Genomic DNA, 21,391 nt, shown 5'->3' on the forward strand with positions numbered 1-21,391 from the left:
GTCTTCAGCATGACGCTCGGGCTGTCCGGCCTGCGCAGTCTCGTGCGGCTGATCGACAGCCTGCTGCAACCGACGCCGCTCAACCAGCAGTCCGTCGCGATCAACGTCCCGCAGGCGCGCGCCGACCTGCTGGACCTCGTGGCGCAGCTGCTCGGCGTGCTGCAGCTCGCCGCGTGGGGCGGCATCGGGCTGTACCTGTTGTGGCGCACGGGAATCAAGCTGCGCCTCATCGGTCTCGACGGCACCCGCAAGCTCGCGGACTCACTGGGCGCGCTGGGGCTCGCCGCGATCATCGGCATCCCCGGACTGGGGCTCTACTTCGCCGCCTGGGCGCTCGGGCTGAACCTCGCCGTGCAGCCGTCCACTCTGGACAACCAGTGGTGGATGAGCGTGGCGCTGATCCTCGCCGCCGCCGGCAACGCGTGGGCGGAGGAGGTCCTCGTCGTCGGATACCTGCTGACGCGGCTGGAGCAGCTGGGCTGGCGGCAGTACACGGCACTGGTCGCGGCGGCCGTGCTGCGCGGCTCGTACCACCTCTACCAGGGCTTCGGCGGGTTCGTCGGCAACGTGGTCATGGGCCTGGTGTTCGGCTTCTACTGGCAGCGCACGAAGCGGTTGTGGCCGTTGGTCATCGCCCACACGATCCTCGACGTGGTCGCGTTCGTCGGCTACACAATGTTGCGCGGCAAAGTGAGCTGGTTGCCGTAACGATTCCACGGTAGATTCCATAATTTACCGCCATTCGTTGCGATTTCCGGCTCGCAGACGGCGATTTGTGCTGTTCAGGGTTACGCTCGTCCGGTGACTGCGCACACGATCGCTGAGACCGAAGCACTTCCGGACGCCGCGCCCCGCGTGGACAGCGAGGTCGGCCCCTTGCGCACGGTGCTGCTGCACCGGCCGGGCAACGAGCTCAAGAGGCTCACCCCGCGCAACAACGACCAGCTGCTGTTCGACGGCGTGCCGTGGGTCGGCAGGGCCCAGGAGGAGCACGACGCGTTCGCCTCGACGCTGACCTCGAAGGGCGTCGAGGTCCTGCTGCTGGCCGACGTGCTGGTGCAGGCCCTGGAGGACAACCGCGCGCGCATCGCGGGCATCCACAGCGCCGTCAACGAGCGTCGCCTCGGCATCGACCTGGCCGACGCGCTGCGCAGCCACCTCACCTCGCTCGACGCGCCGCAGCTCGCCCAGGTGCTGATGACCGGCATGACGTTCGAGGAGATGCCGGCCGCCGAGGGCGCGTCGCTGGTGCGCAAGATGCACCTGCCGATCGACTTCGCCGTCGACCCGCTGCCGAACCTGCTCTTCACCCGCGACTCGTCCGTCTGGGTCGGCGACCGCGTGGCCATCACGTCGCTCGCGCTGCCCGCCCGCGACCGCGAGACGACGCTGACCGACCTGATCTACGCCTACCACCCGCGATTCCGCCGCACGGGCCGCGCGTACGGCGCGCACTCGGCGCCGCTGGAAGGTGGCGACGTGCTGCTGCTCGCGCCGGGCGTGATCGCCATCGGCGTCGGCGAGCGCACCACCCCGGCGGGCGCGGAGTCGTTCGCCCGCTCCGCTCTCGCGGACGGCCTCGCGCACACGGTGCTGGCGGTGCCGATCGAGCAGGAACGCGCCACCATGCACCTCGACACCGTCTGCACGATGGTCGACCGCGACGCCGTGGTGATGTACCCGGCGATCCGCCACACGCTGACGGCCTACCCGTTGCGCGCCGACGGCAACGGTGGCGTGCGCGTGGACGGCCCCGTGCCGTTCCTGGAGGCGGCGGCCGAGGCGATGGGCATCGAACGGCTGCGGGTGATCGACACGGGCCTCGACATCGTCACCGCCGAACGCGAGCAGTGGGACGACGGCAACAACACACTCGCCGTGGCTCCCGGTCTCGTCGTGGCGTACGAGCGCAACGTCGAGACGAACGAGCGCCTTGAGGAAGCGGGCGTCGAGGTGCTGCGGATCGCCGGTTCCGAACTGGGCTCCGGCCGCGGCGGCCCCCGCTGCATGTCGTGCCCGATCGACCGCGCGCCATTGGTGTGATCGTTAGGAACGCCTAACCTTTGTTTGGATTACCTCTCCAAACAAAGGTTAGCTTTTCCTGGAATGCAGGTGGGGCTGTTTTGAGTTAACGTACTCCTCATGGCCTCGAACGTGAAGAAGATCCTGTCCAAGAAGTCGAAGTTCCACGAACTCCTGCAGGCTCAGGTCGGCAACGAGTTCTCCGCTTCGCAGCAGTACATCGCACTCGCCGTGTGGTTCGACAACGAGGACCTGCCGCGCCTCGGGGCGCACTTCTACAAGCAGGCTCTCGAAGAGCGCAACCACGCGATGATGATCGTGCAGTTCCTCATGGACAACGACATCCCGGTCGCCATTCCCGGCGTCGAGACGCCGTTCAGCGAGTTCAAGTCGCCGCGTGACCTCGTCGACCTGGCCCTGCGCCAGGAGCAGCAGGTCACCGACCAGATCGTGGGCCTCGCCAAGGCCGCCCGCGAGGAGGGCGACTACATCGGCGAGCAGTTCATGCAGTGGTTCCTGAAGGAGCAGGTCGAGGAGGTCTCCTCGATGAAGACGCTGCTCACGATCATGGACCGCGCGGACGGCAACATGTTCTACGTCGAGACGTTCCTGACCCGCGAGAGCGTGGGCGACGAGGGTGCGGACTCCGGCGCTCCGACCGCCGCGGGCGGCAAGCTCTGATTTTTTCTTCGCACGCTTGAGTGCCTGATCACAAAGGGCCGCCTCACCTAATCGGGTGAGGCGGCCCTTTCAGTTGTTGAGGCGCGCAGCCTGCCGGGTGAGGTATTCCCGTTCGGCGAGGTTCGACGCTTTCTCCGCCGCCTCCACGTAGAGTTTCGCGGCCGTGTGCGGACTGCCGTCGCGCTCGTGGAGATAGGCGGCCACGGCCGAGTAGCGAGGCAGTGAGTCGTCCAGTTCCGCCAGCGCTTTCAACCCGGCACGCGGTCCGTCGGCCTCGCCCACGGCCACCGCGCGGTTGAGCCGGACGACGGGGCTGTCGGTCAGCTGGAGGAGTTCGTCGTACCACTCGACGATCTGCACCCAGTCGGTCTCCTCGGCCACGGGCGCGTCCGCGTGCAGCGCCGCGATCGCCGCCTGCGCCTGGAACTCCCCCAGCCGGTCCTGCGCGAGCGCCGCCTGCAGGATCTCGACGCCCTCGGCGATCAGCTTCGTGTCCCACTTGCTCCGGTCCTGCGCGGCGAGCGGCACCAGGCCGCCGTTGCTCGCCGTCCGGGACTCGCGGCGGGCGTGGTGCAGGAGCATGAGCGCGAGCAGCCCCGCGACCTCGGGATGGTCGATCACGGCCGCGAGCTGACGGGTGAGCCGGATCGCCTCGGCGGCCAGGTCGACGTCGCCGGAGTAGCCCTCGTTGAAGACCAGGTAGAGCACGCGCAGCACGGTGGCGACGTCGCCGCGCTGGTCGAACCGCACGTCACCGACCGTCTTCTTGGCCCGGCTGATGCGCTGGGCCATCGTGGCCTCCGGAACCAGGTAGGCCTGGGCGATCTGACGGGTGGTCAGTCCACCGACGGCCCTGAGCGTGAGCGCGACGGCCGACGACGGCGTGAGCGACGGGTGCGCGCACAGGAAGTAGAGCTGCAACGTGTCGTCGGTGTCCGATGCCGGGCCCTGCTCCGGTTCCGCGTCGATCGCGTCCTCACGCCTGCGCCGCGCCGTCGCCGCCCTCGTCGCGTCGAGGAACTTGCGCCAGGCCGCCGTGACGAGCCAGCCCTTCGGATCCCGCGGCGGATCCTCCGGCCACACCCGGACGGCCTCGACCAGCGCGTCCTGCACCGCGTCCTCGGCCGCCGCGAAGTCGGCTCCGCGGCGGACGAGGACACCGAGCACCGCCGGCAGGAGGCTCCTGAGCAGTGCCTCGTCCACCTGTCACTCCGTGATCGTCGGCGCGTGGCCGTAGAACGGGCGGATCTCCAGCCACTCGTGGATCGGCTTGCCGTCCTTGCCCGGCGCCGCCGACAGCTCCGCCGCGAGTTCGAGCGCGCGCTCGTAGCTGTCGGTGTCGATGATCATCCAGCCGGCGATGAGGTCCTTCGTCTCCGCGAACGGCCCGTCGGTGACCGGCGGCCGGCCCTCGCCGTCGTACCGGACCCAGGTGCCCTCCTGCGCGAGCGCCCGCTCGTCGACGAACTCACCGGTGGTCCTGAGCCGGTCCGCGAAGTCGTTCATGTACTTCACGTGCGCGGTGATCTCGTCCTGCGTCCACTGGTCCATCGGCACGTCGTTCACCGCGGCAGGCGCGCCGCGGTAGTGCTTGAGCAGCAGGTACTTCGCCATCTCGGGTGTCTCCCTCGGTCCTGATGCGACCCATCATGGTCACTTCCACCGCGGGGACGGAACCGAAACGCGGATCTCGACATCGCCGGCTGAAGATCTTTCCGACAGCTCTTCTTCCGTCGCGCCGGAGCCGACGCCGTCGGACGACATGCGTCACGACCGTGGTGACCACCGCGGGCGGCGGCGTCGTCGTGCTGGACGACGTACACGCGGACAAGCCGCGAGCGGCAGCAATGGCGACAAGAACAATGGAAAGCTTCATCTTGATTTCCCTCAGGAAATCGATGTGCACGAAGAAGGGTCGTGCCCGCCTCACCCCCAGCGAGGCGGGCACGATGATTTGTGAGGTTCAGAGAAGGTGCGTCACGCAGTCGGCGTCGACCGAGCCCATCTTGATGAGGGTGACCTTGTCGGTGTCGGCGAAGTGCTTGAGCTCCGAGCTGCCGATGAACAGGTAGAAGGCTTTGTCGCCGACAGGCGCCGACCAGCCCGAGTTGTACTCCGAGGCGGCCTGGTAGGCGTCCTTGACCTTCGCGTAGGTCGAGCCGACACCGATTCCCGTGGACGTCCTGGCGTCGACAGGAAGCGTGATCCGGACGACGCCGTGCTTCTTGGAGATCGCGACCTCGTCGTCGGCCACACAGGCGCCGTCGCCGGGGCTGTTCCAGGTCAGGTCGGTCAGACCGGCCGCCCTCGCCTCTTCGAGCGTCATACCCAGCTTGAGGGCGCCGTAGCCGAGGCGGTGGTCCACCTTCACCAGGGCTTCCGGCGCCGGCGGGTTGGTCACCGTCGCGGTCACGACCTCCGTGACCACCGCGGGCGGCGTAGCGGAGGGTTGCGCGGTCACGGGCGCGGAATTCTGCTTCGGCGCGGGCGCGGGAGCGGACGTGCACGCGGCAATTCCGGAAACAGCGACTGCGGCAACGAGAGCAAGCTTGAGACAGTTGTTCATTTCGATTTCCCCCATGACGATGAATCCCCCATGCCCTTTCGGACAACCAATAAGACGTCATCCAGGAAGCGAGGTTGCACAGTTCTGAGTCACGAAGAGATCACAGCGAAGACGTCCGGAAAAGCGCACACCGAAGTCCCGCCACACCCCCAGGAGCAGCGGGACTTCGGCAAGATCAAACTATTAGACGCCCGTGCAGTCGTTCGCAGTCAGGCGCATGAACACGGTTGTCACGGTGGTGCCGTCAGTCTCGAAGATGTACGACCACGCCGGTGTCGCGTTCATTGACACGACCACGTTCGAACCGCTTTGCGTGGCATTCGCATAAGCGGCCTTGACGTCGGTGACCTTCGAACCGACGCCGACGTTCTTGGGTGTTTTGGCGAAGCTCGCCAGCGTGATCCGCACGATTCCCCGTGCCGGCGAGATGATCACGGCGTTGCTGTCGGGCACCGACTTCGTCGCGTACGCCCTGCACCTGTTCTCGGGATCGGCCGGGCTGCTCGGTTCGACCAGCGAGCCGGTCGCGAGCGCGTCGCCCTCGGACATCCCCAGCGCGAGCGATCCGTACCGGCCGGGCTGCGCCTCCGGTGTGGGCGGCGGCGGAGGAGGATCCGACTTCTGGTCGCTCCTGCCGGGGGTGCTGGGGGTGTCGGGATTGACGCCGTTGGAGTTCGGTGGCGGGTTGGTCGTCACCGTCACCGTCGAGGTGTACGTGCTGACCGAGGTCTGGGGCGTGGACGTCGAGGTGGTCGGGGTGGCCGTGGTCAGGTACGCGCTGACCGTGTCCTCCGACCTGTCCTTGCGCAGCTGGGCCAGCCCGGCCCCGGCACCGACCAGGGCCGCCACGACGAACGCCCCGGTGATGGCGGCACGGCGGCGGCGAAGGCGAGCGGCACCACGCACCACGGTCTCGGCGGCGACAGGTGGGGAGTGCACGTCGAGCCGATCATCGCTGAAGAGCTTGCGCAGCTGATCATCCAGGTCGTCCACCGGTCACTCCTTCCCCAAGCGCGTTCGCAGGCTCGCCATGGCCTTGCTGTTCTGGCTCTTCACCGTGCCGCACGAGATTCCGAGCGCCTTCGCGATCTCGGCCTCGGAGAGGTTCTCGTAGTAGCGCAGCACGACCACCGCGCGCTGCCGTGGCGGCAGGTCGCGCAGCGCCTGCCAGAGCGGTTCGTTCTCGAGCCGGCTCAGTTCGGGAGCCACGGCTCCGCTGTCGGGGAAGTCGGCCACGAGGCTTTCCCGGCGACGTCTGCGCCAGATGCTGATGTGCGTGTTCGCCATCGCCCTGCGGACGTACGCGAGCGGGTCGTCACCCTTGCGCTGCACGGCGGCCCAGCGCGAACCGACCTTCTCCAGCACGGCCTGCACCAGGTCGGCCGAGTCGTGGGGGTTTCCGGTCAGCGCGTGCCCGTAGCGCAGAAGTCCGGGCATGGACATGCGCACGAACTCAGCGAAGTCCCCCACGGCTTCCGCTCTTCCCCCGCCGCGCTCGGCGGCTGTCCCCAGCTGCAGCACCGCCGTCACGGCACACCCCCTCCCCCGAAGCAGCACACTGGCTTCGAGGGATCCACGCCTGGGCGCGCCAAACGGTTGCCCAACTAAATCACAGAACGGCAACGGCTTCCGGCAGAACGAACGAACCGTCCCGTTCGCACGGGAACTCGTGCACCTCGGTCACCGCGGCGACCGGGATCGGCCCGTAGACGTGCGGGAACCACAGCGGCGAGTCCGCCACCGCCTCCCACCGGACGGGCACGCCCAGCAGCCTCGGGTCGACGACGAGCAGCAGCAGCCCGCTCTGCCCGTGGAAGAACTTGCCCGCCGTCACGTGCACGACGCCCCGGTCGGAGCAGTGCACGAACTCCTCACCCTCGGCGGGCGGGATCGACCCGGCCGACCGGGCAGCAGCCCAGCCGGCCGTCGTGATGATGTGCAACAGCACTTATCCACAGCTCCCTGTGCACAACCATGTGGACAACCTGGTGGACTACCGCAGGGTGATCTGGCGGCCACGCAGGCCGTCACGGGCGCGGCGCTCGGCGTCGCTCAACGGCTCGTCGACCGCGAGGGCCTCCAGCAAGCGCTTGCCCAGCGCTTCGGCCGGGTCGGCCCACTCGCGGGCGTGCATCTCGCGGTCGAGGTCCCAGACCGGCACGAGCAGGCCGTGCGCGCGGAACGAACCGGCGTAGCGCGAGCCCTCGCCGAGGTCGAGCTCACCGCGGGCGGCCAGGCGGGCCATCGCGGGCAGCAACTTCTCCTCGGGCTCCGGGCGGACCCAGCGCAGGTGCGCCTTGTCGCCCGCGTCGACCCAGTAGGCGGCCTTCACACCGGGGGCGTCGAGGCGCTCGGTCGGCAGGATCGCCGCGTTCGCCCGCTCCAGGGACAACGCGACCTCGCCCGTCGGCTCGGTGCCTTCGGGCATCCACCAGATGAAGTCGGTGTGCAGCACCGGCGTGATGTCGGCGTCCGCGTCGAGCAGGTCCTGCAGGCGGGCGGGGTCGTCGCCGTTGTCCGGGCCGACGACCGGCAGCACGTCACCGGTCTTCGCCTGCTGCGCCCACTGCAGCGCCCGCGCCAGGTCACGGCTGATGTCGCCGGAGCGCGTCTGCACCTGCAGGCCCACGAACGGCACGTCGTCGCCGCGGATCAGGCCGGCGGCGGCCATCGGCAGCACGGTGGCGAGGGTGACCTCGCGGCCGTCCTTGACCGGCAGCTTCACGATCGCCGACGGCACGAACTCGCGCAGCGCGATCAGCTCGCACTCGGCGGCGAGGCCCTCGAACGGCCGGGACACGATGACGTCCGTCGCGCCGCCGGGTGCGCCGTGGCAGGCCTTGTAGCGCTTGCCGGACCCGCACGGGCAGGGCTGCTTCGGGTTGATGCCGTCCTTCGGTGCGTCCTTGACCGCGGTCCGCTTGGCCACCTTGGCCCTCCTCGTGCTCAGGCTTGTCTAGGTCGCCAAATTAGCCGTCAGCAGGCGGCGGGTGTTCGCCGGGGCATTGGTCGCGAGGTAGCGGACCCCCAGGTCACGGCACAGCGCGACGTCCTCGGCGTTGTCCACCGTCCACACGTAGGTCTCGTGACCGGCGCGCCTCGCCCGATCGACGTAACCGGGGTCGTTGCGCAGCAGGTGCAGGCCGGGCCCGGTGTAGTCGGCGAACGAGGGCAGCGCACCACTGCGGTACCGGCCGAGGCGGTCGAGCAGCAGCACCGTGCGGACGTCCGGCGCCTGCTCGCGGAACGCCCTCACGGCGGTCGGCGAGAAGGACATCATGACGATCTGGGCGCCGAGCCCGTGCTTCTTCAACGCCTCGGCGAGCTTGCGTTCGACCTCGTTGCGGTACCGGACCGGATGCTTGGTCTCGACGAAGAGCTGCACGTTCTTGCCCTTGACCAGCTCCAGCAACTCGTCCAGCACCAGCAGCCCTGCCGGCTGACCGTGGCGGTGCCAGCTGCCGTAGTCGAACTTCCGCAGCTCTTCGAGCGAGAGCGCGCTGACCGTGCCACGGCCGTTCGAGGTGCGGGTGAGCGTGCGGTCGTGCACACACACGAGTTCGCCGTCCTTCGACAGGCGGATGTCGCACTCAAGGCCGTCAGCGCCCTCTTTGAGCGCGAGCTCGTAGGCACCGATGGTGTGCTCGGGACGGTCGGTGGACGCGCCACGGTGCGCGACGATCGCTGGCTGCTGCACAAGACCAGACGATAGTGCTGTGGCCGCCGACCTTCACCGCGCCTTCCGGCGCTCAGCAGGGCGCCTCGCACCCGTCTGCCCGTCGGAACGCGGGGCAAAGGCCGACGGCCACAGCACTAGTTCCTGCGCAACAATTTGAGTCATCAATCAAATGGGCGTGGACGAAACGCCGATCGCGACTTACCGTCCCGCCTTGTGACGTTCGACCAGCGTGATCCCGCGTTCATCGCCGACCCGTACCCGGCCTTCGCCGCCCTGCGCCAGGCCGGTGAGGTGCATCACCACGAGCAGATGGACGTCGCCGTCGCGGTCTCGCACGCCGCCTGTTCCGCCGTGCTGCGGCACCGCTCGTTCGGGCGCATCTGGTCGGACGTGAAGCCGGTCGAGCAGTTCATGTCCTTCAACCTCCTGCACCGCAACTCGCTGCTGGAGAACGAGCCGCCCACGCACACCCGCCTGCGCCGCCTGGTCGCCGCCGCGTTCGGCCGCGGTCACGTCGAGCGGCTGCGCCCGTGGGTCGCGGACCTGGCCGACCGGCTCGTCGACGAACTGGCCGCGAAGATCAAGGACCAGGGCCAGGCCGACCTGCTCGCCCACGTCGCCGCGCCCCTGCCGGTCGAGGTGATCGCGGAGCTCCTCGGCGTTCCGCAGCAGGACCGCTACCTGCTGCAGCCGTGGTCGAACGCCATCGTGAAGATGTACGAGTACGGCCTGCCCGCCGACCAGCGGGCACTGGCCGAACGCGCCTCCACCGAGTTCGTCGCCTACCTGCGCGAGCTGATCGCGTTGCGCCGCAAGACGCCTGGCGCCGACCTCGTGTCCGACCTGGTCGCCGTCACCGACACCGACGGTGCCAGGCTCACCGAGGACGAACTCGTCGCCACCGCCGTGCTCCTGCTGATGGCGGGCCACGAGGCCACGGTCAACGTCATCGGCAACGGCGTCTACGCCCTGATGCAGCACCGTTCGCAGTGGGAGCGGCTCAGCCCCGAACTGATGCCCACGGCCGTGGAGGAACTCATCCGCTACGACTCGCCGTTGCAGCTCTTCGAACGCACGGCCACCGAACGCGTGGAGATCGCCGGCCACGTCATCGAACCCGGTGAGAAGATCGCCGCCCTGCTCGGCGCGGCCGCCCGCGACCCGCTGGTCTTCGAGAACCCGGACGTCCTCGACATCGGCCGCGAGAAGAACCAGCACCTCGGCTTCGGCATGGGCATCCACTACTGCCTGGGCGCGCCGCTGGCCCGCATCGAGGTGGAGGCGGCGCTGTCCTCGTTGCACCGCAAGCTTCCCGGCGCCGTGCTGGCCGAGGAACCCAACCGCCGCGCGGAGTTCGTGATCCGCGGCCTGCACTCGCTGCCGCTGGGCGCGGGGTGAGCGACGAGGAGGAGTTGATGCGCCGTGCCTATGCGGCACAGGCGATCCTCACCGGAACGCCGCTGGGCGACGAGTCGCTGGCGGCGGACCGGGCGTTGCGGGAACTGACCAGGGACCGCGACTGGGAGGTGAGCCAGGCGCGGCTGCTCGCGTGGCAGCAGTGGGAGAAGAACGGTCCCGGCCAGCCGCGGGTCTGGTTGGGACGGTGGCAGCGCTGGATGGCCTGGGACATGGCGCGGTCGGAGTTCTTCCGAATCGCCGACGACGCCGCGAAGCTGCGCTACCACGAGAACTACCTGCGGCAGCACGGAAAGGACTTCGAGGAACTGGTCCGCGTCGCGACGGAGAAGTCCGACCGGCTGAAGGAGGACCGGACCGCGGAGATCTCCTCGGCAGAGCAGGAGATCACCGCGGTCGTCCTGGCCCTGCACCACGAACTGCGTTGGGCCCCAGAGCGAATCGTCCGGCGGATGGGGCTGACCTCTACGGAGGTCAGGTCGTTGCTGGGTCTGCCCCAGCTTCCGCGCCGTCCGCACGGCTGACTAGCGGCGGTACTTGCGCGGCAGCTTGAAACCCCGCTCCTGCATGACGTTCCGCAGCCGGTCCGGGTAGTCGGTGATGATGCCGTCGACACCGTCGTCGATCAGCTTGTGCATGGTGGCCGGGTCGTTGGTCGTCCACGGGATCACCTTGAGACCCTGCCGATGCGCGTCCTGGACCAGCACCTTCGTCGTGAACGGCACGTAGTCCGGGTCGCCGACCTTGCCGCCCTGCGGGTTGCCGTGCACCGGCGAGAGCGCCGCCGCGCCGAAGCTCTTCGCCATCTTCGCGACGCTGCCGCCGAAGTCGGCGAGTTCGAGACCGCCGGTCCACGGCGAGCCCGGCCGCAGCATCTCCGGCTGGGTCAGCGCGACCAAGGGGATGCGCGGCTCGACCTCGCGCAGCCGCATCAAAGTGCCCCAGTCGAAGGACTGGACCGTCACGTTCGGCAGGAAGCCCGAGCGGCGGATCTCCCGGACGGCGCGCTGCACGAACTGCTCGCGCGGCGCGGTCTCGTGCGGGGCGGCGGCCTCGACCTTGGTCTCGATGTTGAAGCGGATGCCCCACGCGCGGTGCTTGCGCGCGAGGTCGAACAACTCGTCCAGGGTGGGCATGCGCGCGCCCGGCGAGAGTTCCTGGTCGGGGTACTGCGACCACCTCGTGCTGCCGCAGTCCAGCGTCCGCACCTGCGCGAACGTCAGGTCCTTCACGTACTTGCCGGCGTAGGGGAACTCGGGGTCGCCGGGGAACGCGGGCTTCGTGTCCAGGCACTTCGCCGGGTTCGTCTTGCGGTCGTGGGTGATGACCTCACGGCCGTCTTCGGTGATCTGGAGGTCGAGTTCCAGGGTCGTCACGCCGAGTTCGAGCGCCTTGCCGAACGCCTTGAGCGTGCTCTCCACGGTCAGGCCGATGCCGCCGCGGTGTGCCTGGAGATCGAAGTCCCGGTGGTGCGCCTGGGCGGCGCCGGGGGTGGCCATTGCGATCACCAGAGCCCCGATGAGTGTCCGCATTCACCCAACCTGGCACGCCCGCGAGTACGCCGTCAGGTCCAGCAGGGCGAACGTCGGTTGAACAGGGATCAGCGGGGAGAGCCGGACGCGCGGACCGACCGCAGCGGCGGTTCGGGCGCGTCCTTGACCTCGACGACCCGCATCAGCCGGACTGACGCGGCGTCCACCGGCAGCAGCAGCGTGGTGATCCGGCGGACGACCAGCGCCGTCGTCACCGCGACCCCGACCAGCAAGAGGTCCTGGAACGCGTGCAGCAGCACGCCGTTCGCCAGAGCCTGCGTGCTGTCCGCGAAGTTCCGCCACAGCAGGTTGATCCAGAACATCAGCCCCGCCGCGACCCAGAAACCCCACCACCAGAGCAGGAGTTTCGACGGCCGAGGGCGTTCGCCGACAGGACGGCGTGCCACCGCGTGTTCCAGCTCGGCCAGCACCGAACCCGGGACGACCAGGTTGACGAAGGGCGCGAGCAGGAGCAGGAGTGCGTTCACACCCGGCCGGGACGGCCCGTAGCTCACGAGGTCCGCGGCCACGTTCCGCGCGCGGCGGATCCACACCAGCACCAGCACCAGTGACAGCGCCCAGCCGACGAACATGACCGTCCACGAGGACACGATCATGGCGTCCGACGTGAGCACCACGTTCGCGTCCAGAGCGCCGAACTGGCTCATCACGAGCAGCACGTAACGCCAGATCTCGGACCCCGCCGCCCACAGGGCGACGACGGCGACGACCCAGAGCGAGTTCTGCGCGGTCTTGCCGAGCCGGCGGACGTTGTCGACCGAGTCGGCCTGCTCGACCGTGCCGGGCACGGCCGTGGGCCAGCGCCACGCCAGCAGCGGGAAACCCCAGCGCGGCGGGACCGGGTAGTTCGGCGGGCCGCCGTAGGACAGCCGCTGCGACCGGTTCTGCGGTTGCGGATAAGCGCCGGGTGGCGGAGTCGCCACCCAGTCCACGCGCATCGGCTGCAGCGGCTGCACGATCAGATGACCTCGGGCGCCATGCCGTCGGCGCCGCCCTCGAGCGGACGACCGGCGGCCTCCCAGTGCTGCATGCCGCCCTCGACGTTGACGGCCTCCCAGCCGTTCTCGTTGAGGTACTGGGTCACGCGGGCCGAACGACCACCGGCGCGACACACGACGTAGAGCTGCACGTCGTTCGGCACCTCTTCGAGACGGGCACCGATCTCGCTCATCGGGACGTGCAGCGCGCCGGGTGCGTGGCCGGCGTCCCACTCGTCCTGCTCGCGCACGTCCAGCAGTACGGCGCCCTCGGGCAGCTGCGCCGGAACTTCGGCGATCTCCACGCTTGGAACAGTCACGCCGTAGATGTTCCCATGCCGGAGGTTGCACTCACGTGAACCTCCGGCACGGGTCCACCCTCTAGGCCACCGCCGCGACGGCGGGCCCGAGCCTCGCGAACTGCTCCTCGGTCAACGGCAGCGTGGCGCGGCCGGCACCGGTGCGTTGCAGGCTGCCCGGCTGCTTCGGGTCGGGAGTCATGTCGGGACTGCCGAAGTTGCGCAGCTCGAGCTGTATCAGCGTGTTGTGCTTGTGGTACACCCTCAACACCTGCACCAGCGTCTGGAACGGCTCGTACGGTCGCACGCTGTGCAGCTGCAAGACCGAGTTGTCGAAGACGTGCCGCTGAGCGGGCTGGCAGTCACCGGTCTCCCACAGCGCGTCGTTCGCGTTCTCCAGCGGGGTACCGGTGAACCTGGCAAGGGTGATCCTCAGGCTGCCGGTGCCACGGGAGTCGGACACGTCGGCCTCGTAGCTGGTGTGCGTCGGGTCGGGCGTGGCGGCGCCGATGGTGACCTCCGGCAGCACCTTCCTCGCCTCGTCGAGCCATGCGGCAACGGTCTCGGGGTCGACCTCCCGCGCGCCGAGCTCCACCGACCGCAGTTGCTGCGGCGCCTTCATGTCGCAAAGAGGGATGTCGACCACAGCACGGCCCGCGGGTGGGGGCGCGCTCGACGCGGGCGACCACGTCCGGTACGGAATCTGCGGCGGGGTGTCGACTCTGGGCCAGCCCAGCGGGTGCTCCACGGTGGCGGCGCCCGTGTTCGGCTGGTCCGCGGGCGTGAGATCCGGGGCGGCGTGGTTCAGCGTCGTGGCGCCGATCCCGATGCCGGCGACCACCGCGAACATCCCCAGCGTCGCACCGGCGCGCTGGGCGAACACCCGGCGGCGGCCGCGCTTGAGCACGTGATCCAAGGTCGTCGTGGGAGGCGGCGCGGAGACGTCGAGAGCTCCGCGCAGCTCGTCTTCGATGTTCATCAGGCACACTCCGAGTTGACCGGTTCGCCGTACGCCTCGCGGAGCGTCGCCAAACCCCTGGCTGTCTGACTTTTGACGTTGCCCACCGAACAGCCCAGCTCAGCGGCCGTCTGCTCGATGGACAGGTCGTGCACGAAACGCAGCACGAGCGCGGCCCGCTGTTTCGGCGCCACCTGTTGCAGCGCCGCGTTCAGCCGGGCGTCCGGATCGGTGAAACCACCGCCGACGCCGAGTTCGGGCAGGTCGGCGACAGGGCGTTCGCGGTCGCGGCCACGACGCCTGCTGTCGAGGAACAGACGCGTCACGATGGTGCGGACGTACCCCTCCGCCGTTTCGCGCCTGATGCTCGGCCATTTCGCATACGCCTTCACGAAAGCGTTCTGCGCCAGCTCTTCCGCCTCCGACCAGTCGCCGCACAGCGCGTACGCCGTGCGCCGGGCCCAGTCGAATCTGCTCGTGAAGAACTCCGAGAACTCCTCATCTCGTCGCACTCCGGTCCCCCAAGGTTCTGCCGCGTTTCGCATCCAATACGCGGTCAGCCGGTCCAGGGTTGCACGCACGAAAAACGGGCCGCCCCCGTGAAGGACGGCCCGTTTCCCGGTGGTGCGTGCTTAGTGCGCGACGGCCTTCTCGGCGCCCGCACCGGTGAGGGAGCGGACCTCCATCTCGGCCTGCTTGACGGGGTCGGCCTTGTCCTTCGACAGGATCGTGCCGACGTAGCCGAGCAGGAACGCGACGGGGATCGAGACGATGCCGGGGTTCGACAGCGGGAACAGGTCGAAGTCGGCGTTCTTGAACATCGAGGTCGGCGTGCCGGAGACGGCGGGCGACAGGATGATCAGGGTGATCGTCACGATCAGACCGCCGTAGATGCTCCACAGCGCGCCCGAGGTGTTGAACCTCTTCCAGAACAGCGAGTAGAGGATCGTCGGCAGGTTCGCCGAGGCGGCGACCGCGAAGGCCAGCGCCACGAGGAACGCGATGTTCTGGCCGTTGGCGATGATGCCGCCACCGATGGAGACCAGGCCGATGACGACCGCGGTGAGGCGGGCGACCTTGACCTCGGAGTCCTTGTCCTCTTCCTTGCCCTTCTTGATGATGTTGGCGTAGATGTCGTGGGCGAACGACGCCGACGCCGTGATCGTCAAGCCCGCCACGACCGCGAGGATCGTCGCGAACGCGACCGCCGCGATCAGGCCGAGCAGGATCGGGCCACCCAGTTCCAGCGCGAGCAGCGGAGCGGCCGAGTTGGCCTTGCCGGGCGCCGCGTTGATCGTGTCCGGACCGACGAGCGCACCGGCGCCGTAGCCCAGGACCAGGGTGAACAGGTAGAAGATGCCGATCAGCCAGATCGCCCACACGACCGAGCGACGGGCTTCCTTCGCCGTCGGCACGGTGTAGAAGCGCATCAGGATGTGCGGCAGACCCGCGGTGCCGAGCACCAGGGCCAGCGCCAGCGAGAGGAAGTCCAGCTTGCTGGTGCCGGTCTTGCCGTACTGCAGACCGGGGCCGAGGAGCTTCTCCCCCGCCTTCGGCGCGTTGTCGACCGCGGCACCGAGCAGGGAGGAGAGGTTGAAGCCGTACTTGCCGAGCACCCAGACGGTCATGATGCCGGCGCCGGCGATCAGCAGGACCGCCTTGATGATCTGCACCCAGGTGGTGCCCTTCATGCCGCCGATGAGGACGTAGGCGATCATCAGGGCGCCGACCACGGCGATGACGAGGGCCTGGCCACCGGTGCCCGTGATGCCGAGCAGCAGGGCGACGAGACCACCGGCACCGGCCATCTGGGCCAGCAGGTAGAAGAACGAGACGGCCATCGTCGACGTGGCGGCCGCGGCGCGGACCGGACGCTGGCGCATCCGGAAGCTCAGCACGTCGCCCATCGTGTACTTGCCGGTGTTGCGCAGCAGCTCGGCGACCAGCAGCAGCGCGATGAGCCACGCCACCAGGAAGCCGATCGAGTACAGGAAGCCGTCGTAGCCGTTGAGGGCGATGGCGCCCGCGATGCCGAGGAACGACGCGGCGGACAGGTAGTCACCCGCGATCGCGATGCCGTTCTGCGGACCCGTGAAGGCGCGGCCGGCGGCGAGGTAGTCGGCAGCGGTCTTGGTGTTGCGGCTCGCCCGGATGACCACGAACAGCGTGATCAGGACGAAGACACCGAAGATGCTGATGTTGAGGATCGGGCTGGACTCGTTCACTTGCCGTCTCCCTCGATCTCACCGCGGAGCTTCTCCGCCAACGGGTCGAGGTTCTTGTTCGCGTGCCGCACGTACAGCGTCGTGATGACGAACGTCGACACGAACTGCAGCAGACCGAAGATGAGCCCGACGTTGATGTTGCCGAACACCTTGGTGGACATGAAGCCGTGCGCGTAGTCCGCCAGCAGCACGTACAGCAGGTACCAGGCGAGGAACAGGCCGGTGACGGGGAATACGAACTTGCGCAGTCGGTGCTTCAGCTCGGTGAAGTCATCGCTCGCTTGGACGTCGACCCACTTTTGCGCTTCGGGGGACGACTCAGACGGGGTGTGTTCAACGCTGCTCACAGTCCCCTCCTCGCGGTACTCGTCGTAGGTGTCAGCAACGTGACGTGCACGTAATGCCTCCAGGTGCGGTCTGTTCTTGGTCAGGAACCGTATGGAGACTTGAGTCACTCAGGTAAGACCCCGTTCGTGCCGTTGCGCCCAGCAGTCGGGTGATGCGACGAACGGTCAGTATGCGTAGACGAACAGCACTGTGCGTGACCTTGTTCACCGTTCACCGATTCGAGTGACCAAATTTCACCCATTCGAAACGGTGGCTACTCACCGTGTTCGACCAGCTCCCCTGCGCTTGTCCTCGGCCTGCCGGGCCTTCTCCTCGGCGGTCCCGAAGCGGGCGATGTCGCGGTCGCGGATGAAGCCCAGCGGGTCGGGGGCGTGCAGCCGCAGCAGGATCTGGCTGACGTCCGCCGGCACCCGTCTGCGGGTCGCCTTGCTGACCATGATCATGATGATGAACGCGACCGGCACCGTGATCAGCGCAGGTTGGGTGATGAACGCCGGCGCCCAGCGGCCGGTGTAGGAACTCACGACGCTCACGACCTGAGCGGTGAGGACCAAGCCGCCGCCGACCACGAGCCCGCACACGGCACCCACCCAGGTGAGTCCCCTCCACCAGATGCCGAGGACCAGAAGCGGGCAGAACGTCGACGCCGCGAGCGCGAACGACATCGCCACGGTCAGTGACGCGTCGGAGCGCGGCAACAGCAGAGCAAGACCGATTGCGACGAGTCCGGTGAACACAGTTGCCCACCGGAAGTCACGAACCTTGCCCGGCATGATGTCCGTCGAGACGACTCCGGCGACCGACACCACGAGCCCGGACGAGGTCGACAGGAACGCCGCGAACGCGCCCGCCGCGACGATCGCGCCGACGATCTGACCGCCCAGGTTCGGCAGCATCGTCTCCGGCAGCATCAGCACCGCCGCGTCCGTCTTGCCGTTCACCAGCAGCTGCGGCAGGTAGAGCCGCGACAGCACGCCCAGCACCGTCGGGAAGATGTAGAACAGGCCCAGCAGGTAGAGCACGTGCAACGCCGTGCGGCGGGCCGCCTTGCCGTCCGGGTTGGTGTAGAAGCGGACCAGGACGTGCGGCAGGCCCATCGTGCCGAGGAACGTCGCGAAGATCAGCGAGTACGTCCTGATCAGCTCGGAGATGCCGCCGGTCTGCGGCCGCGTCCAGTCGTAGTTGGTGGTCGGCGAGCCCTCGACCACCGGCACCGGGCTGCCCGCGGCGAACTCCATCTTCGTGCCGGGGCTCAGCTCGTAGACGCCGCGGCCCCAGAAGACCGCCCCGTCCGCGTTCCTGCCGTCGATCTGGCCGGTCACCTTCAACGTCAGCGGCTCGTCGACGCGGACCTTCACGACCTGCTCGGCCACGGTGATCGACTCGGCCGTCGGGAACCGGACCACGCCGTCGTCGCTGATCGGCTGCGTGCCGCGGTCGGGAGAGGCCAGGAACACCACGAAGAGCACGAACGTGGGCGCGGCGATCGCGAAGAGCTTGCCCCAGTACTGGAACGCCTGCACGAGCGTGATCGCGCGCATGCCACCGCCCAGCACGTTGATCACCACGATGGCCGTGACGATCAGACCGCCGAACCACGCGGGCAGCCCGGTGATCGTGGTCAACGTCAGGCCAGCGGACTGCAGCTGCGGCACCAGGTACAGCACGCCGATGCACACCACGAAGAACGTGCTGAAGTGCCGCACGTTCGCCGACCCCAGCCGCGCCTCGGCGAAGTCCGGCAGCGTGTAGGCACCGGAGCGGCGCAGGGGCGCGGCGACGAACAGCAGCAGCGCGAGGTAGCCGGCGGTGAAGCCGACCGGGTACCAGAGGGCGTCGACGCCGTCCTTGAGCACGAGTCCCGCGACGCCGAGGAACGACGCCGCGGACAGGTACTCGCCGGAGATCGCGGCGGCGTTGCGGGTGGCAGGGATCGCGCGGCGCGCCACCAGGAAGTCCGGGGTGGTGTTCGCCTTGCGCGACCCGACGTAGCCGAGGAGGAACGTGACGGCCGCAACGGCGACGATGGCGCTGAGGCTGTAGATGGTGGCGTTCACGTCAGCGGTCGACCATGTTCACGAAGTCCCGCTCGTGCCGTTCGGCCTGCCTGCGGAAGACCCATCCGACGCCGTAGAGGATCGGGAAGGGCGCGAGGCCGAGCACCAGCCAGGGAATGGGGATGCCGAGGATCTTGAGGTCCCCGATCGACGGAACCAGGTAGAACGTGACCGGCAGCAGGCACATGCCGATCAGGACCGCGAAGGCCAGTCCGAACGCGGACTTCAGCTGCTGCCGGATGAGGTCGCGGACCAGCTTCTCGCCGACGCTGGTCTGCTCCTCCAGTTCGATGATCGTGCGCAACGCCTTGCCGCGCGACTTCGTGGAGTCCGCGAGCACGACCCTGCGGCGGCGCGGCCTGCTGCCCTGCTCGCCGAGCCAGGCCTCACGGGCGGGCTGCTCCGGCTTTCCCGCGTCGTGCCTGCTCACCAGCCGCTCTTCGGCGGTCGCACGATCCGCTCCTTGAGCTCCTTGGTGTGCCGGCGGCTGACCGGGAGCTCCTTGGCACCCTCACCGGTGCCGATGACGACCGCGTAGCCGTTCGCCGTCATCCGCAGCTCGCTCACCAGCGGCAACGCCACCAGGTACGAGCGGTGGATGCGCACGAAGCCCGCGTTCGCCCAGCGTTCTTCCAGCTGGGCGAGCGGGATGCGGACGAGGTGGCTGCCGTCCTGGGTGTGCAGGCGGGCGTAGTCGCCCTGCGCCTCGACGTACCGCACGGACGCGCGCGGCACGAGCTTGATGGTGCCGCCGAGCTCGACGGGAATGACCTCGTCGTCGGTCGGTTCGGCGGGGTTCTGGGCCGTGGGGCCGGACGCGGACGTCGGTGCCGCGGTGCGACCCACCCGGTCCGCGACCCGGGAGATCGCCTTGAGGACGCGCTCCTCGTTGATCGGCTTGTTGATGAAGTCGAGCGCGCCGACGTCGAACGCCGTGACGAGCGCGTCCCGTTCCTCAACGCCCGTCACGAAAACGAGCGCGGGTGGGTACCGGAACGCGCTGAGCACCCGCGCGAGATCCATCCCGGACAGTCCAGGCATGTTGATGTCCGCGAAGACCGCGTCGACCGGCGGCAGGCCGGCCTTGGTCCTCGCCATGACCTCCTGCTCGTAGTCCCCCCTCAGGATGCGCAGGGCCTCCGCGGCGTCGAACGCCGTGAGGACGCGCCTGATGTGAGGGCTGCTCTCGAGCAGGAACTTGATCTCGCTCAGGCCAGGAGCCTCGTCATCGACTGCGAGGACGAGGAGACCGGCGTTGTCTTGGGTACTCACTGTGTCGGGCATCTTGCCCATCAATGTGCGGTCATGTCTACGCCGGGGTAGGTCTCGACACGCCCTGTGAAACCGAACTGATGCTCACAGCCCGAATCGGGACCAGCGCGCACGTTCCTCGACGCTCGCGAGCACCTGCGCCACGAGATCCCCCGATCGGGTGGACGCGCCGGTCAGTCCGAGCTTGGCCAGCAACGGCCTGCGCGGCTCCGCGATCGTCAGTTCGGCGTCGGGGAAGCGCTTCGCGATGACGCTCCTGATCGTGCCGATGCCGTCGACCAGCCCGAGTTCCACGGCCTTGCTACCGGTCCACACCTCACCGCTGAAGAGGTCGGCGTCGGTGCTGAGCTTGGCGCCGCGGCGTTCGGTGACCCACGTCCTGAACTGGTCGTGCAGATCGGAGTGCAGCGTCTTGAGCCACTCGACGTCTTCGGGCTTCTCGGCCTGGAACGGGTCGAGCCGGACCTTGTTCTCCCCGGCCGTGTAGACGCGGCGCTCGACACCGGCCTTCTCCAGCAGGCCGTTGAGACCGAATCCCGCGCTCACGACACCGATGGAGCCCACGAGAGAGGTGCCGTGCGCGTAGATCTCGTCACCCGCGCACGCCAGCCAGTAGCCACCGGACGCCGCCACGTCTTCGCAGAACGCGAGCACCGGCACGTGCTTCTTGGTCGCGAGCTCACGGATGCGCTCGGCGATCAGCGCCGACTGGGTCGGCGCGCCGCCGGGAGAGTTGATGAGCAGAGCCACGGCGATGAGCCGCTCGTTGTCGAACGCCCGGTTGATGGCGGACTCGACGTTCTGGAGGCTGATCGTGTTGCGGGCGACGGGCGAGGACTGCGGGGTGATGACCCCGTGCAACCGCACCGCGGCGACCACCGGAGGCCGCTCACCCCGGTCCATGACCCTCGGGAGACGGGCCGCGATCTTCTCCGTGACGCTCATGTACTCGACAGTACGTGCGTTTCGCGGACACGCGGGAGCCCAACTGCGCTGTCGGTTGCTCCCGCGTGACCTGGAACACAAGGTGCTAGGTTCGGCGTGTGACGTTCAACCCGATCCGCTGGCTCGAACGGTATGTCGAGTGGTGGGACGACCGGGGCAGACAGAACGCGGCCGGGCCGACGCCGATGCACATCTACTGGATGTGGGTGAGCTGGAGCGTGTGCGCCGTCGTGCTGATCACGACTTTGGCTGTGGCAGCACGCTGACCTGCGGGCCTGTCAGCACTTGCAGCTGCTGAACCCCTTGGCGGTGCACTTGATGCAGACGCGGACGCGTTCGGGTGCTTGGTGTTCGTGCACTGGATGATGGCCTTTGCTCGCGGGCGGCGTCTGT

Annotated in this window: 25 protein-coding genes; 6 read left to right on the top strand and 19 right to left on the bottom strand. The window is 68.4% G+C overall.

The annotated features are described in order from the left end of the window. Positions 1 to 9: 9 nt before the first annotated feature. The 3 genes from SK854_RS18010 (at position 10) to SK854_RS18020 (ending at position 2,703) form a co-directional block, all read left to right on the top strand. A complete protein-coding gene (locus SK854_RS18010) occupies positions 10 to 708 on the top strand; it encodes a CPBP family intramembrane glutamic endopeptidase (RefSeq protein WP_319976931.1) in 699 nt (232 codons plus the stop codon). Positions 709 to 855: 147 nt separating this feature from the next. After that, positions 856 to 2,043 (top strand): arginine deiminase, encoded by a 1,188-nt coding sequence (locus SK854_RS18015; protein WP_319976932.1) that lies wholly within the window; start codon positions 856 to 858, stop codon positions 2,041 to 2,043. A gap of 99 nt (positions 2,044 to 2,142) precedes the next feature. Then, on the top strand, positions 2,143 to 2,703 hold the full coding sequence (locus SK854_RS18020; RefSeq protein WP_319976264.1) for a ferritin: 561 nt from the start codon (positions 2,143 to 2,145) through the stop codon (positions 2,701 to 2,703). Positions 2,704 to 2,772: 69 nt separating this feature from the next. Here the strand turns inward: SK854_RS18020 and SK854_RS18025 are convergent, their stop codons facing one another. The 8 genes from SK854_RS18025 to SK854_RS18060 all read right to left on the bottom strand — a co-directional run bounded on the left by SK854_RS18025 (position 2,773) and on the right by SK854_RS18060 (position 8,966). After that, positions 2,773 to 3,906 carry an RNA polymerase sigma factor gene (locus SK854_RS18025; RefSeq protein WP_319976265.1) on the bottom strand — a complete coding sequence of 378 codons (1,134 nt, stop codon included), beginning with the start codon at positions 3,904 to 3,906 and terminating at the stop codon, positions 2,773 to 2,775. Positions 3,907 to 3,909: 3 nt separating this feature from the next. Then, positions 3,910 to 4,317: a YciI family protein gene (locus SK854_RS18030; RefSeq protein WP_093594853.1), complete on the bottom strand. Its 408-nt coding sequence runs from the start codon at positions 4,315 to 4,317 to the stop codon at positions 3,910 to 3,912. A gap of 349 nt (positions 4,318 to 4,666) precedes the next feature. Beyond that, entirely contained in the window at positions 4,667 to 5,164 is a 498-nt protein-coding gene (locus SK854_RS18035; RefSeq protein ID WP_319976266.1) for a hypothetical protein, read from the bottom strand. Positions 5,165 to 5,452: 288 nt separating this feature from the next. Beyond that, the gene (locus SK854_RS18040) at positions 5,453 to 6,262 is read right to left on the bottom strand and encodes a hypothetical protein (RefSeq protein ID WP_319976268.1); all 810 of its coding nucleotides are present in this window, start codon (positions 6,260 to 6,262) and stop codon (positions 5,453 to 5,455) included. Between the two features lie 3 nt (positions 6,263 to 6,265). After that, positions 6,266 to 6,790 carry a SigE family RNA polymerase sigma factor gene (locus SK854_RS18045; RefSeq protein ID WP_319976933.1) on the bottom strand — a complete coding sequence of 175 codons (525 nt, stop codon included), beginning with the start codon at positions 6,788 to 6,790 and terminating at the stop codon, positions 6,266 to 6,268. 88 nt (positions 6,791 to 6,878) lie between these two features. After that, on the bottom strand, positions 6,879 to 7,217 hold the full coding sequence (locus tag SK854_RS18050) for a DUF952 domain-containing protein (protein WP_319976269.1): 339 nt from the start codon (positions 7,215 to 7,217) through the stop codon (positions 6,879 to 6,881). A gap of 45 nt (positions 7,218 to 7,262) precedes the next feature. Further along, entirely contained in the window at positions 7,263 to 8,198 is a 936-nt protein-coding gene (locus SK854_RS18055; RefSeq protein WP_319976270.1) for a DUF5926 family protein, read from the bottom strand. Positions 8,199 to 8,225: 27 nt separating this feature from the next. Beyond that, the gene (locus SK854_RS18060; protein WP_319976271.1) at positions 8,226 to 8,966 is read right to left on the bottom strand and encodes a glycerophosphodiester phosphodiesterase; all 741 of its coding nucleotides are present in this window, start codon (positions 8,964 to 8,966) and stop codon (positions 8,226 to 8,228) included. 195 nt (positions 8,967 to 9,161) lie between these two features. Here SK854_RS18060 and SK854_RS18065 point away from each other — a divergent pair, with 195 nt between their 5' ends. Together SK854_RS18065 and SK854_RS18070 are read left to right on the top strand one after the other, a co-directional pair. Then, positions 9,162 to 10,346 carry a cytochrome P450 gene (locus SK854_RS18065; protein ID WP_319976272.1) on the top strand — a complete coding sequence of 395 codons (1,185 nt, stop codon included), beginning with the start codon at positions 9,162 to 9,164 and terminating at the stop codon, positions 10,344 to 10,346. 17 nt (positions 10,347 to 10,363) lie between these two features. Next, entirely contained in the window at positions 10,364 to 10,888 is a 525-nt protein-coding gene (locus SK854_RS18070; RefSeq protein WP_319976273.1) for a hypothetical protein, read from the top strand. Here the strand turns inward: SK854_RS18070 and SK854_RS18075 are convergent, their stop codons facing one another. The 11 genes from SK854_RS18075 to SK854_RS18125 all read right to left on the bottom strand — a co-directional run bounded on the left by SK854_RS18075 (position 10,889) and on the right by SK854_RS18125 (position 20,998). After that, complete coding sequence (locus SK854_RS18075; RefSeq protein ID WP_319976274.1) at positions 10,889 to 11,896, bottom strand: glycerophosphodiester phosphodiesterase; 1,008 nt, start codon at positions 11,894 to 11,896, stop codon at positions 10,889 to 10,891. Positions 11,897 to 11,964: 68 nt separating this feature from the next. After that, a complete protein-coding gene (locus SK854_RS18080; protein ID WP_319976275.1) occupies positions 11,965 to 12,873 on the bottom strand; it encodes a DUF4328 domain-containing protein in 909 nt (302 codons plus the stop codon). A 2-nt stretch (positions 12,874 to 12,875) separates the two neighbouring features. After that, positions 12,876 to 13,214, bottom strand: a complete 339-nt coding sequence (locus SK854_RS18085; protein ID WP_319976276.1) for a rhodanese-like domain-containing protein — start codon at positions 13,212 to 13,214, stop codon at positions 12,876 to 12,878. Between the two features lie 61 nt (positions 13,215 to 13,275). Then, on the bottom strand, positions 13,276 to 14,172 hold the full coding sequence (locus tag SK854_RS18090; protein WP_319976277.1) for a hypothetical protein: 897 nt from the start codon (positions 14,170 to 14,172) through the stop codon (positions 13,276 to 13,278). Then, on the bottom strand, positions 14,172 to 14,663 hold the full coding sequence (locus tag SK854_RS18095) for a SigE family RNA polymerase sigma factor (RefSeq protein WP_319976278.1): 492 nt from the start codon (positions 14,661 to 14,663) through the stop codon (positions 14,172 to 14,174). Before SK854_RS18095 ends, SK854_RS18090 begins: the two co-directional genes overlap by 1 nt. Before the next feature lie 120 nt (positions 14,664 to 14,783). After that, positions 14,784 to 16,376 carry a solute symporter family protein gene (locus tag SK854_RS18100; RefSeq protein ID WP_319976279.1) on the bottom strand — a complete coding sequence of 531 codons (1,593 nt, stop codon included), beginning with the start codon at positions 16,374 to 16,376 and terminating at the stop codon, positions 14,784 to 14,786. Continuing rightward, the gene (locus SK854_RS18105; protein ID WP_319976280.1) at positions 16,373 to 16,723 is read right to left on the bottom strand and encodes a DUF485 domain-containing protein; all 351 of its coding nucleotides are present in this window, start codon (positions 16,721 to 16,723) and stop codon (positions 16,373 to 16,375) included. The genes SK854_RS18100 and SK854_RS18105 overlap by 4 nt, the downstream gene beginning before the upstream one ends. A 258-nt stretch (positions 16,724 to 16,981) precedes the next feature. Continuing rightward, complete coding sequence (locus SK854_RS18110; RefSeq protein ID WP_319976281.1) at positions 16,982 to 18,781, bottom strand: sodium/solute symporter; 1,800 nt, start codon at positions 18,779 to 18,781, stop codon at positions 16,982 to 16,984. Between the two features lies 1 nt (position 18,782). Further along, on the bottom strand, positions 18,783 to 19,211 hold the full coding sequence (locus tag SK854_RS18115; RefSeq protein ID WP_093594899.1) for a hypothetical protein: 429 nt from the start codon (positions 19,209 to 19,211) through the stop codon (positions 18,783 to 18,785). After that, positions 19,208 to 20,074, bottom strand: a complete 867-nt coding sequence (locus tag SK854_RS18120) for a LytR/AlgR family response regulator transcription factor (RefSeq protein WP_319976282.1) — start codon at positions 20,072 to 20,074, stop codon at positions 19,208 to 19,210. The genes SK854_RS18115 and SK854_RS18120 overlap by 4 nt, the downstream gene beginning before the upstream one ends. A 63-nt stretch (positions 20,075 to 20,137) precedes the next feature. Further along, positions 20,138 to 20,998 (bottom strand): S49 family peptidase, encoded by an 861-nt coding sequence (locus tag SK854_RS18125; protein WP_319976283.1) that lies wholly within the window; start codon positions 20,996 to 20,998, stop codon positions 20,138 to 20,140. Between the two features lie 98 nt (positions 20,999 to 21,096). Between SK854_RS18125 and SK854_RS18130 the strand changes: the two genes are divergently transcribed. Further along, positions 21,097 to 21,264: a hypothetical protein gene (locus tag SK854_RS18130; RefSeq protein ID WP_166048541.1), complete on the top strand. Its 168-nt coding sequence runs from the start codon at positions 21,097 to 21,099 to the stop codon at positions 21,262 to 21,264. Positions 21,265 to 21,391 lie beyond the last annotated feature (127 nt).

This window comes from Lentzea sokolovensis (assembly GCF_033949975.1).
GTDB classification, from domain to species: Bacteria; Actinomycetota; Actinomycetes; order Mycobacteriales; family Pseudonocardiaceae; genus Lentzea; species Lentzea sokolovensis.